Source organism: Alcanivorax sediminis (assembly GCF_009601165.1).
Taxonomy (GTDB): domain Bacteria; phylum Pseudomonadota; class Gammaproteobacteria; order Pseudomonadales; family Alcanivoracaceae; genus Alcanivorax; species Alcanivorax sediminis.
On record NZ_WIRE01000001.1, the window covers coordinates 2,254,870 to 2,269,301 of the forward strand.

Annotated in this window: 6 protein-coding genes; 4 read left to right on the forward strand and 2 right to left on the reverse strand. The window is 57.6% G+C overall.

Features of this window, described 5'->3' with window-relative positions; all coding sequences use genetic code 11:
* Positions 1 to 22 precede the first annotated feature (22 nt).
* Entirely contained in the window at positions 23 to 2,065 is a 2,043-nt protein-coding gene (metG, locus tag GFN93_RS10265) for a methionine--tRNA ligase (protein ID WP_153501006.1), read from the reverse strand.
* A gap of 220 nt (positions 2,066 to 2,285) precedes the next feature.
* Between metG and GFN93_RS10270 the strand changes: the two genes are divergently transcribed.
* On the forward strand, positions 2,286 to 4,370 hold the full coding sequence (locus GFN93_RS10270) for an ATP-binding protein (RefSeq protein ID WP_153501007.1): 2,085 nt from the start codon (positions 2,286 to 2,288) through the stop codon (positions 4,368 to 4,370).
* On the opposite strand, the gene GFN93_RS10275 is transcribed toward GFN93_RS10270, so the two are convergent.
* Positions 4,337 to 7,135 carry a hybrid sensor histidine kinase/response regulator gene (locus GFN93_RS10275; protein ID WP_328594510.1) on the reverse strand — a complete coding sequence of 933 codons (2,799 nt, stop codon included), beginning with the start codon at positions 7,133 to 7,135 and terminating at the stop codon, positions 4,337 to 4,339. The genes GFN93_RS10270 and GFN93_RS10275 overlap by 34 nt on opposite strands.
* Before the next feature lie 108 nt (positions 7,136 to 7,243).
* Between GFN93_RS10275 and GFN93_RS10280 the strand changes: the two genes are divergently transcribed.
* The 3 genes from GFN93_RS10280 to GFN93_RS10290 all read left to right on the forward strand — a co-directional run bounded on the left by GFN93_RS10280 (position 7,244) and on the right by GFN93_RS10290 (position 14,359).
* Complete coding sequence (locus GFN93_RS10280) at positions 7,244 to 8,653, forward strand: alkaline phosphatase D family protein (RefSeq protein ID WP_153501008.1); 1,410 nt, start codon at positions 7,244 to 7,246, stop codon at positions 8,651 to 8,653.
* Between the two features lie 300 nt (positions 8,654 to 8,953).
* Positions 8,954 to 9,268, forward strand: a complete 315-nt coding sequence (locus tag GFN93_RS10285; RefSeq protein ID WP_153501009.1) for a DUF2288 domain-containing protein — start codon at positions 8,954 to 8,956, stop codon at positions 9,266 to 9,268.
* Between the two features lie 291 nt (positions 9,269 to 9,559).
* Positions 9,560 to 14,359, forward strand: a complete 4,800-nt coding sequence (locus tag GFN93_RS10290) for an NAD-glutamate dehydrogenase (RefSeq protein ID WP_153501010.1) — start codon at positions 9,560 to 9,562, stop codon at positions 14,357 to 14,359.
* The last annotated feature ends 73 nt before the right edge of the window (positions 14,360 to 14,432 follow it).

Below are 14,432 nucleotides of genomic sequence, written 5' to 3' on the forward strand. Positions count from 1 at the left end.
TCATCATATTCCCCGGTGGGATTTAGCGCACTTCCATCCCGGGTTGGGCGCCATTGTCAGGAGACAGGATGTAAATGTCTTCGCCTCCCGGCCCGGCGGCGAGCACCATGCCCTCGGAGACCCCAAACTTCATTTTGCGCGGCGCCAGATTGGCGACCAGTACGACCAGCTTCCCTTCCAGGTCTTCCGGCCTGTATTTGGGCTTGATACCGGCAAATACATTGCGCTCACCGAGTTCGCCAACGTCCAGTGTCAACTGAAGCAGTTTGTCTGCCCCTTCTACATGAGCGGCCTTGGCGACACGGGCTACACGCAGCTGCACCTTGAGGAAATCATCGATGCTGATGGTGTCGTCTTTCTCCGCCGCAGGCTGCGCGGGGGCCTTGGCGGGCTTGTCGGCTGTTTTACTGCTGGCGGGTGCGTCTTTGGATTTTGAGTCCTCCAGCATGGCTTCAATCTGTTTCATGTCGATACGGCCGAGCAAAGGCTGGAACTTGGCAATTTCGTGGTCGAGCAACAGGGATTCTGCATCCTGCCAAGTGAGAGGCGCCACTTGCAGAAAAGCCTCAGCGCGTTCGGCAAGGGCCGGCAGGACGGGCTTGAGATAGATCACCAGCAGGCGGAATACATTGATGGCCGTGCTGCAGATGGCCAGCACTTCCTGCTCTTTGCCTTCTTCCTTGGCCAGGGCCCAGGGGGCTTTTTCGGCGATGTAACCATTGGCGTGATCGGCCAGCGCCATGATCTCGCGCATGGCCTTGCCGAATTCCCGTTGCTCATAGAATTCAGCGATACGCGGCGCGGCTTCCTGTACTTCGCGAACCAGCATCTGGTTGTCGAGGTCGGTGCTGAGCACACCACCAAACTTCTTCACGAAGTTGCCGGTGCGGCTGGCGATGTTCACCAGTTTGCCGACCAGGTCTGAATTTACCCGCTGGGCAAAGTCTTCGAGGTTCAGGTCGAAGTCGTCCACCCGGCTGGAGAGTTTGGCGGCAAAGTAGTAACGCAGGTATTCCGGACTCATGTGATCCAGATAGGTGCGTGCCTTGATAAAGGTGCCGCGGGACTTGGACATCTTGGCGCCGTTAACGGTGACAAAACCGTGGCTGTAGATGGCGGTGGGTTTGCGCAGCCCGGCACCATCCAGCATGGCGGGCCAGAACAGGCCATGGAAGTTGATGATGTCCTTGCCGATAAAGTGGTATAGCTCGGCGTTGGAATCCTTGCCCCAATAATCGTCGAAGTTAAGACCTTCGCGTTCGCAATAGTTCTGGAAGCTGGCCATGTAGCCAATTGGGGCATCCAGCCACACGTAGAAGTATTTGCCAGGGTAGCCTGGAATCTCGAAGCCGAAGTAGGGCGCTTCTCGCGAGATGTCCCAGGGCTGGAGGTCTTCAATCCACTCCTGCAGTTTGTTGGCGACTTGCTCCTGCAGTGCACCGGAACGGGTCCATTCGCGCAGCAGTGTTTCGAACTTGGGCAAGTCGAAGAACAACTGGGTGGTTTCTTTCTCTACCGGAGTCGCGCCGCTCACGGCAGAATAGGGATCGATCAGGTCTGCAGGCGAGTAAGTGGCGCCGCAGACTTCACAGTTATCGCCGTACTGGTCTTCTGCTTTGCATTTGGGACAGGTTCCCTTGACGAAGCGGTCTGCCAGAAACATCCCTTTTTGTGGATCATACAGCTGCGTGATCTGCTTCTCGATAATGTAACCAGCGTCCTTGTTACGCTGGAACACCATTTCGGACAGGGCACGGTTTTCCGGACTGTGTGTGCTGTAATAATTGTCGAACCGGATCTGGAAGTCGGCAAAGTCCCGTTCGTGGTCGGCTTTGACCTGGGCGATCTGTTCCTCCGGTGTCACGCCATTTTCTTCTGCCTTGAGCATGATGGCGGTGCCATGAGCATCATCGGCACAGACGTAGGTGCAGTTCTGGCCGCGGAGTTTCTGGAAGCGAACCCAGATATCCGTCTGGATGTATTCGAGCAGGTGTCCCAGATGGATTGGACCATTGGCGTAGGGCAGGGCGCTGGTCACCAGAATCTTGCGTGGCGTGTCACTCATGAGAACGGGGTCATTTATCCGGCAAAAGGGCCGCCTATGATACGGGGACAGCGGGGCTTTTTCATCCTGTCCCGGCAGTCATCTGATTATGGCTGCCGCTGGTAGAGTCATGGGCTACATTTGACGGGCTGGCTGGTATGAATCCTGCTGCGCTCCGGTGCAACTGAATCAGGATAAAAAACCCACATAATCCGCTTATAGCTGTAGGGGAACACGGGGAATGACACTTAGATCACGAATTCGCTGGCTGCTGATCATTGCTGCAAGCTGCTGTGTGGCGCTGATCTCTGTCGCCCTGTATCAGGTCAACCAGTCATTTCTGGACCGTCTCAACGAGCAGTCAGCCGGTCGGGAGCTACAGAAGGTGGAGTCCGCCTTTCTGGATCAACTGTCTGTGCTGCGAGTCCGGGCGGCAGACTGGAGCCAGCAGCCCGACAAGCCCCCCCTCAAGCTCGATGGGGTTGGTCACCTGGACATGCTGATGGCACTGAACAATGACCGGGTGGTCTGGCAGCAAGGCGCCGAAGCGCTCATGTCGGCAGGCGTTGCCCAGCAGCTGGCCAGCCGTTTCGGCCAGAGTTGTTCCCCCATCTGGGGTGTCGTCAGGGCGGATGGACGTGCCTTGCTGTTTATCACTGCCGTTGAGAACCAGTGTGAGGCCTACCTGCTGGGCGTCTGGCTGGATAGTACCTGGATGAATTACCTCTCTGATCGGGTGGGTCATGCGCTGTATGTGAGAGACGTTCCCGCTGGCACGTCGCCGATCAGGGGGCTGGCCGGCGAGAGTAGCGATGCCCTCCAGGGGCGTTTTCCGTTGCCAGACTATCTTGGTGGGGCGCCTCTTGAAGTGGTGGTGGAGTTGCCCAGGGATGGAATGGGCACCATGTACACCTCCGTGTTGGCCATGGTCGCCATTATGGTCTTCCTGACTGGGCTCACCGTGTTCCTGGTTAATTTGCGTATCCAGACCATGCTTTTTGGGCGGTTGAAGATGGTGCACAACGCCGTTCGTTCCATCGCAAGAGGGGGGGCGCTGGACCAGCGTTTGCCCGTGCTCAGCGATGACGAAATCGGCGAGCTGGCCATGGATTTCAACAGCATGGTCGACAGCATTGAGAATGCCCAGAACCAGCTGGCCGAGGCACGTACCCAGGCGGAAAGCGCCAGCAAAACCAAGAGTCAGTTCCTGGCCAACATGAGTCATGAAATCCGCACCCCGATGACGGCTATTCTGGGTTACACCGAGTTGTTACGTCGGGGTGAGCTTAGCCACCAGGAGCAACAGCGTTACCTCACCATTATTCAGCACAACGGTGATGCGCTACTGGCGTTGATCAACGATGTTCTGGATCTTTCTCGAATTGAAGCGGGGCAGGTGACTTGTGAGCTACGGGTGTTCTCTCCCCAGGATCTGCTGGATGAAGTGGTGGACAGCCTGCATCTGCGGGCGCGGGAGAAAGGGTTGGCGCTGGAACTCAACCTGGCCTCGCCACTGCCTTCGGCCGTTTCCGGCGATGTCTTCCGGCTGCGTCAGATTCTGATGAACCTGGCGGGCAATGCGGTGAAATTTACCGAGCATGGTCACGTGAGCGTGCAGGCGAGCTGGGATCAGATGGAACAAACCTTGAAGGTCCGGGTGCAGGATACCGGTATTGGCATCAGCGAATCCCAGTTACGCAGTATCTTCCAGCCGTTTTCGCAGGCTGATTCCTCGCACTCTCGTCGCTATGCCGGGACGGGGCTGGGACTGAGCATTGCCCGAGAGCTGGCTCGGGCCCAGGGGGGAGACATCACTGTCTTCAGCCAGCAGGGTAAGGGAAGCCGTTTCGAACTGACATTGCCGCTGGTGGCAGCCAGTGCGCTGCCTGAGAGAAACGAGGTACCAGGGACTTCTCATGTGACCGAGGGTCCCCTGAGTGGTCGTGTACTGCTGGCTGAGGACAACCTGGTTAACCGTCTATTCGTGCGCAAGGTGCTGGAGAATGCCGGTCTCACGGTGGTAGAAGCGGAGAATGGCAAGGAAGCTTGCCGAGAGTTTTCCGACAATCCGGATTTCGACTTGATTGTGCTGGACATGCAGATGCCGGAAATGGATGGCTATCAGACCGTGGTCGAACTGCGTGACAGGGGCTTTAACGGGCCTGTAATGGCGCTTACCGCCAACGTGCTGGAGATGGATCGTCAGCGTTGTCTGGATGCGGGTTGTGATGAGTTTCTAGGCAAGCCGGTCCGGATCAAGGAGTTGATCCAGACCTGCTCACGCCTGCTGAGTCAGGCGGAAACATCGCTGGATCTGGAAAGCTGAGCTCGTTTGATGGATTCGCTGACCTGCTGCTGCGATACCGGCTTGCTCAGGTAATCGTCCATACCCGCGTCGCGGGCTTTCTGAACATACTCTCCGGTGGCATGGGCTGACAGGCCGATAATCCAGCAGTGAGGCTGGCTGGACTGGGTAGCCTCCATCTCACGGATGGCAACCGTGGCCTGATAGCCATCCATCACCGGCATTTCGCAATCCATGAAGCAGATGTCCCAGTAGTTGGGCTGCTCATTGACCAGCTGGAAAGCTTCCTCGCCATTGGTGACCAGCGTGGGCTGCACGCCAATCGATTTGAGAATGCTCTCGATCACCAGCTGGTTCACGGCATTGTCTTCCGCCACGATCACATTCAAGCGGTTAGCCCGGTCCAGAATCACGGTCTGGTCTGACAGCGCATTCTCATAGGCCGATTCGTCCTTGCCCGTAACCAGGCTTCGCTTCAGCGCCTGGCAGGAAAGTGGAGTTTCAATCAGCAGAAGGTCTTCTGGCAGCTGATCGCTGAGCGGCGTGCCGGTGGGGTGCAGCAGCACCAGGGTAGGGCTGTGGAAACGCTCTCTGAGACGAGCGACCAGGTCTGCCGAGGCCATGACGTTATGTTCGGCAATGACAAAGTCCACCGGCTGGTCGCCCATGGCAGGGTCCAGCGCGGATTCGGCATCACGGTATTCGCTGGTTTTGGCTCCCCAGCGACTGAGCAGCTGCGACAGACTGAGCAGCTGTGCTGGTGTGCTGGAGATGACCACGGCCGTGCGATTCTTCAGTACCGGTTTCGGGCTGCTCTGTGCCACTTTCACCGGCAGCGACAGCCAGAAGGTGGCGCCTCTGCCGACGCTGCTGCTGACGCCGATGTTGCCTCCCAGCAGGTCACTTAGCCGCTTGCAGATCACCAGGCCCAGTCCGGCACCCTTCTGATCCCCCATGTGACGAACTTCGCTGACGCTTTCGAACAGGGTGGCCTGCTGACCTTCGTCCAGCCCGGTGCCGGTGTCCACCACCTCAATCATCAGCATGCACTGGTTGTTGCTGTTGACGGGCTGCTTGAGCGTCACATGCAACGAAACACTCCCGCGCTCGGTGAACTTGAAGGCATTGCTGAGCAGGTTGGTAAGGATCTGCTTGAGGCGAATCGGATCGGTGCGAATGATGTCCGGCACGCGACTGTCGATATGGATGTAAAGCGGCACCTGCTTTTCACTGGAACGCAGAGCGAACAGGCGCACGCAGTCGTCCACGATGCTTTCCAGGGCAATGTCCTGGAAGTCCAGCTCCAGCTTGCCGGATTCGATCCGTGAGTAATCCAGAATATCGTTGATGACCGTCAACAGAGACTGGGTGGATTGGTAAATGGTGCTGACGTACTGGGCCTGTTGTTGAGTCAGGGCGGTACGACGCAGCAGATCGGTCATGCCCATGATGCCGTTCATGGGGGTGCGAATCTCATGGCTCATGGTGGCCAGGAATTCGCTCTTGGCATGGTTGCGGGCTCCGGCCTTGAAGGCCTCCATCTCCGCGATGGCACGATCGCGAATGGAATCGGAATGTGCCTCCTTGAGACGGTTGATACGCCGCGCCAATGCCAGGGACAGCACCACCACTTCCACGAATACGCCGACCTGAAGCAGGTTCTCAGAAAGTGTGTTGCGGGGCACCAAACCGTACTTGTTCAGCGCCATGGAAGCAGCGCCAATAATGAAGCAGGCCCAGGCGACGGTGAAAATTCGCGCGTCAGGATCGCCTGTCCGGGAACGAAGCAAGCCCACCAGCAAAATGCTGACATCCATCACCAGAATAGCGATGACGGAAATCGGGATCAGAAATTCCCGGCTGGTAAAAGGAGCCGCCAGAAAGAGCAGGGTGCCAGTGACGATCAAGCCTTTCATCCAGACGGCAAGCCTGGGGGCTTTCTCCTTGAGCGACAGGAAGTGCAAGGTAAACAGTGATGGCAGCAATACCAGCAAGGGCAGAAGGAAATGAATGATATGGCTGCTCACCAGCGGTGAATGAGGCCACAGGTAGAGATGGGCGTAGCCCTGAAGTATGGCGAGGTAAAGTGTAATGGCCACAGACCAGCACACATACATCAGGTAGACCTTTTCCTTGATGGTGAAAAACAGGGAAAGGTTGTAGAGAATCATCACCAGCATGCCGCCGAAAAAAATCCCCTGCACCAGAGTTCGGGTGAGGAAATGAGATTCGAATTCTTCGCGGGTCATGATTGAAAGCGGCAGCTGGATACTGTGGGCAGAGCTCACCCGAATGTAGAAATCGCTGTCGAGTCCGGCAGGCAGGGAAACGGGGAAAGCAGGAATCGGGTATTCGCCACTGCGAACACTGAAGTCCCGATCCATCCCGGCCTGATAATGGCTGATGATGGTGCCACCGCCATCCAGCTGGTACACATCCACTTCGCCGAGCATGGCGTAGTCGATCCGCAGGAACCATTCTGTGAACTGGGGGTTCTGGTTGCGCACGGTCACATGAAACCAGCATTGATCCCGGGTGAACCCAAGATTGGGAATGCCGTCGTCAGTTATTTGCCAGTCTGCGGAGTCCCTGTTGCGAATCGTTTCGAGGTCAGTGGCCTGATCTGCGGGTGAACAAAAAAACTGAATCCCTTTCTGGGGATGGAGAATCTGTTGTTGTTCGCCAATAATCTGCATACCTGTGCTGTGAGCATGGCTCACTGACACCAGCGTTTGCAGAAAAAGAGCAACAACCAGCAAAAAACCGAATCGCACGTCCTTGGACACAGTTTGCTTCCTGATAAAGGTGGGGCGCCTTTTCGGGTGTTATTGGATTATCCCCTTGCGTTGAATGCTAGCAGTGTGGGGCCGGGGGCTCAATTAGATGGGTGAACGATGACACAGATGGTGAACCGCTTCGCGGTTGGCCCGATTGTGGGTGAATCTGCTGAAACACATGCCAGAGTGTTTGGTGCCTTGCCCAGACAGACACTGGCCGCGGGTCAGAAGTACCAGTGGGGGCGGATTCGATGGCGTTGTATGGGGGAGCCTGATTGGTCTGCGACACGCCGTTTCAGGCTCAATGGCAACTTTGATGGCAGTGGGGTGGTTGTCCTGAATGGCTTGCAGCCGGGCAAGCGTTATCAGTTTCAGGCGGGCTGGATCGACAGTGAAGATGACCTGATGCTGAACTGGGAGCAGATCGAAGTCGGTGAATTTTTCACCAATCAGCCAGTGGCGAACAGTAGCCGTTTCCTATTCGGCTCCTGTTGTTATCGTTTTGTGGGACTGGATGGAAAAATCCAGGATGATCGTGCGGACAAGATCTTTTCCGAAATGCGTGCGCTGGCGGAACAGGAAAAGCCGGACTTTGTGCTCTTTGGTGGGGATCAGGTGTATGCCGACTCCATGCATGGCCTGGGGGCAGCGGAAAGTCGCGAGGATTTTTTCAGCCTGTACAGGGAAAGCTTCTCGCAGCCACACCTGGCCAGACTACTGCGCGAAACCAGCAGTTACATGATTCTCGATGACCACGAGATCGAAAACAATTGGCCCGCGAGGGCCGACGCGGCGCGTTGGACGAATAAATATCCGGCGGCCATCAAGGCCTATCAGATCTACCAGGCGTCCCATTCTCCCGCTGCACCCTTGAACAGTGCCGGCACCTACCTGGACCGGGACCCGGACAGGTTCTGGTACACCTTTTCCCGTGGGCCGGCAGACTTCTTCGTGATGGATGTACGCACCGAGAGGGTACTCAGCCGCTGGCCGTGGCAGCGGCAAATGATCAGCGATGCCCAGGAAATGGCGTTCCGGAAGTGGCTTGATGTTGAGCCAGATCGAATCAAGGTGTTGGTCAGCTCGGTGGTACTGTTCCCGGAGCAGCGTCGACCGTTTAAAGGCAAGGATGCCTGGGAGGGCTTCCGCCACCAGAGACAGCGATTACTGCAGGCCATGGCAGACAGCCCCAGTCGCAAGCTGGTGGTGCTCAGCGGCGATGTACATGCCTCGTTATACGCCAGACTTACCCTGAATGGTGGCAAGCAGGTTCATAGCTGGACCTGCTCCGGTCTGTTCTGGCCCACTGCCTTGATGGCGTTTCGCTGGTATCGGCCAATGCTGAGGGTGCCAGGACTGCTCTACGGTGGCTGGGGCAAGCCATTGGGGCAGGTAAGTGTGCCGGGAGAGGTATTCAGCGACAATGCCTTTTCCATGGTGTCGTTCAGCGATCAGGGTGCCTGCTTTGCCCTCTACGACCGGCGCCGGCGCCTTCTGGAGAGCGTCAGCCAGGAGATCCTCTGGTAGCGGGGTCCGCTCGGTAGGCGATGGCGTCGCCTGGCTATAGCGAATGGCTTACACAAATTGGGGCGAATGGCTTCTTATGGCGATGGGGACAAATCCATAAAGTAGACCTCGCAAGGACGCAATAGAACACGGATGTTCATTTTCGGCCCGGTACAGCCCGCCCGCCAGACCCCAAACTGGCGGGCGTTTCTTTTTCCTCGTTTCTTTCCCTCCCTCATTGGCCACTCTTCTTTTGTCTGCTGCTTTTGCCTAATCGGCCGCGAGCCTCGATAATGCGCCGGATTCGAACCGGAGCACATCATGTCTGAACACACCGAAGACCGCGAAATTCTCAGAGCCAAACTGAATCAGGAAACCGCCAAGGCGGGTTGGGCAGAGCTGCAGCCATTTTTTGCCCGTGGCCAGACGATATATGTGGCGCCGGAGCTGGATCTGATTGAGGTGGCACTGGCCTTTTCGGAAGACAATGCTGCTCAGATCAGCCTCTGGCGCGAGAAAGGGCAGGTGGACAAGGTGGCCGATGAACAGGCCGCTCGTTGGTATGACTCGGATCAGACACTATGGTCTGTGGTGGTAATGCCCTGGGTGCTGGTGCAGCCGGAGCAACTGCAATAAGTGCGGGTGCGTGACTGAAATTTTCGCCTGTAATGGCCTGGCATGCATTACGCTCCACGGAGGCCGCCAGGCAGATCATGAACCGAAAAGATCATGTGGTCCGGGATGGGTATGGGGGCCATGCCCATCAATCCGCGTTAACAGCTGCCAGATATAGAGCCGGTTGGTTTGCCCTTTGAGACACCCCCAAAAGGTGCGGGGTGGTATTCGCGCCCGGCTCCGGTATAGAGTGAAGAAAACGACCTGCCGACAGGTCACTCGGCGGGTTGGGCACCGACGCCGGAGAAAAGGATGCAGGACGATATCGCCCAACGTCAGACCCTGATGCTGGCTCAGCTGGAACGGATGCTGACAGCCCAGATTGATCCCAAGGATCAACCTCTTTTCCGCAGTTTTCTGACGGGCTACTTCGAAATGGCCAGTCACGCTGCCCTGAATGCCCGTACCCCGGAACATCTTTTCCGCCTTGCCTGCGATCACTGGCAAATGGCACAGCAGCGCGATCAGGAATTGTTGATTGAAGTTTGCCCTCCGGAGAGGACCGGAGAGCTGGCATGCCTGCGCACCGTGTGTACGGATATTCCCTTCCTGGTGGATTCAGTCGCCATGGCGGTGCGCGATGCGGATACCGCCATCGACTGGACCATTCATCCTGTGCTGCGCATCCGTCGTAACGATGACGGGCAGATTTCCCACATTGATGGGGTAGGCGATGGTGAGCATCCTGCGGAATCGCTGATCTACATGGAATTTGAGCCGCTGGGCAGCGAGCAGGAGTATCAGGCGCTTCGAGAACAGCTGGAGCTGGTGCTTGGCGAGTTAAGGGGGGTTGTGCAGGACTTTCACGCCATGCTTGATCACTTGCGGGCCACCCAGCAAAACCTGTCGCAGGAGTATCCGGGTCGGGATCAGGAAGAACTGGCGGAGGCGCGGGCTTTCATTGAATGGCTCCAGCAGGAGCACTTTACCTTCCTGGGGTATGCCCGTTCCCATGCACATAATGTGGGAGAAGTTACCCAGGTCCAGCTGGACAATGATGCTGGCCTGGGTCTCGCCCGCGCGGGTAGCCGTCACGCAGATGCAGATCAGTTCATCGCGCCCCATGAGGAGATGGCCAAGTACATTACCCATGGGCGCCTGGTGGTGGTGACCAAGGCGAACATGCGCTCTTCCATCCATCATCCCCACTACATGGATGTGATTTCCATCAAGCGCCTGGCTCCGGATGGCAGCGTGGAGGGCACCGATCGCTATATAGGGCTGTTCTCGCTTGATGCCTATATCAATCGCCCCCGGGATATTCCCCTGATTCGCCGCAAGGTGAACCACGTGCTGGAGCGTTCGCGGCTGCCTGAGCGCTCCCATTCCGGGAAACATCTACGCGATATCATCTATCAGCTGCCGCGCGATGAGCTGTTCCAGTGTAGCGAGGATGAGCTGTTCCATATGTGCATGGGCATCCGCGCCCTGAGAGACCGTGATCATCTGCGCCTGTTCCTGCGCCGTGACCGTTACGGCCGCTTTTATTCGTGCATGGTGTATCTCAGCCGCGAGCAGTTCTCTCGGGAACTCAGGGACAAGGTCACTGATGAGCTGAAGCGGCTATGCAATGGTTTGTCGGTGGAGCGCACGGTGGATTTCCTCCGCGAAGGGCTGGCACGGATTCATTGCATTATCCGTATCCCTCAGGGGACGCAGCTCGGGATGACGGAAGGGCAGGTGGAAGAACGTCTGCTGGTGGTAACCCGGTCCTGGTCTGATCAACTGCGGGCGATTCTCCGCGAAGAGGGCGAAGAGGGTATCGCACTGGCCATGCGTTACGGCGATGCCTTCCCGGTGGGCTATCAGGAAAATACCAGCGCGCTGGAAGCGGCTGCGGATATTCATTACCTGTCCCAGCTCTCCGAGCATCAGCCGGTGCTGCCGAGCCTGTCGGTCAGTAACGAAGATTCTTCCGCATGCCCCACTTTCCTTCGCCTGTTCAGCCTCGGCAAGCCGCTCGGGCTTTCCGACATTCTGCCGTTGCTGGAAAACTTTGGTTTGCGAGTGGTGAGCCAGGAGCCCACGCGACTCTGTCTTCGTGATGGTCCGGATCAATGGGTACAGTCCTTCTCGGTGAGAGTACATGGGGACTGTGCGTTGGGGCCGGTGCAGCAGAAACGGTTTTTTGAAGAGGCGTTCCTCGCCTGTTGGAAGGGCATCACCGAGAACGATGGCTTGCACCGTCTGGTTCTGCTGGCCGGGCTTAATGCGCGGCAAGTGGTGTGTCTTCGGGTGTTGACCCGTTATCTGGTGCAAACCGAACTGCCGTTTTCGCAGGGCTACATGGAGCAGTTGCTGGCGGATAATGCCGTCATTGCGCGGCTGCTGGTTCAGCAATTCGAGAACCGGTTTGACCCGTCGCTGGATGAAGACAGACGACAGCGTGAAGGGGTGGTGCTGGCCCAGACTCTGGATCATGAGCTGGACCAGGTTGCGTCGCTGGATGCAGATCGTGTGCTGCGTGCATTCCTGAGTGTGGTGCGGGCGGGTCTGAGGACGAATTTCTACCAGCCGGATGCCGAGGGCAAAGTGAAGCCCTACGTCAGCCTGAAACTGGATCCGACTCTGGTGGCGGAATTGCCTCCGCCACTCCCCATGTATGAAACCTTTGTGTATTCCCCGCAGATGGAGGGTATCCACCTGCGCGGCGGTCCGGTGGCCAGGGGCGGCTTGCGCTGGTCCGATCGGCGCGAGGACTTCCGCACCGAAGTGCTGGGTCTGGTGAAGGCGCAGATGGTCAAGAACGCTATCATCGTGCCGGTAGGTGCCAAGGGCGGCTTCGTGGTGAAGCAGGGCAGCCCCGCCAACCGCGAGGCCTGGCAGCAGCAGGGGGTCGAGTGTTACAAGCAGCTGATACGAGGCTTGCTGGATATTACGGATAACCGTGAAGGTGACTCCGTGGTCTCGCCTTCGTCGGTGGTTCGCCACGACGTGGATGATCCTTATCTGGTGGTCGCGGCGGACAAAGGCACGGCCACATTCTCTGATATCGCTAACGGTCTGGCGGATGAGTATGACTTCTGGCTAGGTGATGCTTTTGCCTCCGGCGGGAGTGTGGGCTACGACCACAAGAAAATGGGTATCACTGCCCGTGGAGCCTGGGAGAGCGTCAAGCGGCATTTCCGCGAGATGGGCAAGGATATCCAGCAGCAGCCCTTCACGGTGGCAGGCATTGGTGACATGGGTGGGGATGTGTTTGGCAATGGCATGTTGCTGTCGGAACACATCCAGCTGGTGGCTGCCTTTAACCACCTGCATATCTTCATCGACCCCCATCCGGATCCCGCTCGTACCTACCGGGAACGGCAGCGATTGTTTACCACCAAAGGGGCGACCTGGGATGATTTTGATCGCACTTGCCTTTCCGAGGGCGGTGAGATTTATCCCCGTTCCGCCAAGAATATTCGTCTGAGCCCCCAGGCCTGCGAGGCGCTGGGCATTGAGCAGAGCAGCCTGACGCCAGCGGAGTTGATTCAGGCGATTCTCAAGGCGCCCGTGGAACTGCTCTGGAATGGCGGGATTGGTACCTATGTGAAAGGAAGCCATGAAAGTCACGCCCAGGTCGGCGACAGAGCCAACGATGCCATACGCATTAATGGCCGTGAGTTGCGCTGCAAGGTGGTGGGTGAGGGCGGCAATCTGGGGCTGACCCAGCTTGGCCGGGTGGAGTACGCGCTGCATGGTGGGCATATCAACACCGATGCCATTGATAACTCCGGAGGCGTGCACAGCTCTGACCGGGAAGTGAATATCAAGATTCCCCTTAATCAGATGCTCAAGGCCGGGACGCTGACCCATAGCGAGCGGGACCCTTTACTGGAAGTCATGACCGGAGACGTGGCCGACGCCGTTTTGCGGGATAACTACGTGCAAAGTCTGGCGCTCAGTCTCCTGGAATACGATGCGGCCAGCAGGCTGGAAGAGCATGCCAGCCATCTGCGAATGCTGGAGCGTCAGGGGGCGCTCACTCGAACAGTGGAATTTCTTCCGGATGATGAAAGTCTGACCGAGCGCCGTAGCCGGGGGAACGGGCTCACCCGTCCCGAGCTGTCGGTGCTGCTTTCCTACACCAAGAATGCCCTGTTCGATGCACTGCTGGCCTCAGATGTACCTGATGATCCGTTCTTTGACCGGGATGTTTTGAGCTATTTTCCAAAAGCACTGGTGGAGAACTACAGGGAGGCGCTGCTTAGTCACGGGCTACGCCGGGAGTTGATTGCCACCGTGCTGGCCAACGCGGTGGTGAACCGTATGGGCTTTGCCTTTGTGCATCGCTTCGCTGATGAGCATGGCCTGTCCCTGCATCGGTTGGTCAAGGCCTATGCCATGGCGCATGCCGTGTTCGATGCGGATGAGTACTGGAAGACAGTGGACCGACTGGATGGGACCGTGGATAGCCAGGTACAGCTGCGCTTGTATGGGCGTGTGACCGGTCTGCTGAAACACATGACCACCTGGTTACTATTCTACAAGTGGGGGCGCCGCCCGGTGGCGGAGGCCGTGAGCCGCTTTCAATCGGCGATCGTAGAGCTTGAACAGTGGTTGCCGGAGATCTTGCCGGGAGGATATCAGGATGACTGGCAGCAAGCGGTGGCAGGCATGGGAGAGGACGGGGTGCCCGAGAAAGAAGCTCGCATCCTGGCCAACACCATGGTGCTTGGCAGTGCGCCGGATATTGCCGAGCTGGCCTCCCAGGCGCAGGTGCCATTGAAGCTGGCGGCGGAGGTCTATTTCACTGTAGGTGACCGGCTCAACATACTCTGGCTATTGTCGGCCATTGTGGATCTCAGCGTGAATGGCAAGTGGCAGGCGCTGGCCAGAGCCAATCTTCGAGAAGATTGCTATCGGCTCCATCGCCAGGTGGCCGCCCGGGTGCTGGAACAGGAGGGCGAGAATGCTGACCAGCGTTTTGAGGCCTGGTTGGGAAAATCTACCAACAAGATTGAGTTCAGCATCCGTCGTCTTAAGGGGCTTCAGGCAGATAGTCGCCATGACTTCATGACACTGGCGGTGGGCGTGAGAGAGCTTCGCAAGTTACGCTTTTTGTAGCCGTTAGCGTTGCGCCAAACGCTCATTCGCGAGCCGGGATGATCTGGCCGGCAAGAGCGGTGGGTGCTGCCAC

Excerpts from the sequence above, each read along its gene's own strand:
- metG (WP_153501006.1), bottom strand. The coding sequence starts at position 2,065 with ATGAGTGACACGCCACGCAAGATTCTGGTGACCAGCGCCCTGCCCTAC.
- GFN93_RS10270 (WP_153501007.1), top strand. The coding sequence starts at position 2,286 with ATGACACTTAGATCACGAATTCGCTGGCTGCTGATCATTGCTGCAAGC.
- GFN93_RS10280 (WP_153501008.1), top strand. The coding sequence starts at position 7,244 with ATGACACAGATGGTGAACCGCTTCGCGGTTGGCCCGATTGTGGGTGAA.
- GFN93_RS10285 (WP_153501009.1), top strand. The coding sequence starts at position 8,954 with ATGTCTGAACACACCGAAGACCGCGAAATTCTCAGAGCCAAACTGAAT.
- GFN93_RS10290 (WP_153501010.1), top strand. The coding sequence starts at position 9,560 with ATGCAGGACGATATCGCCCAACGTCAGACCCTGATGCTGGCTCAGCTG.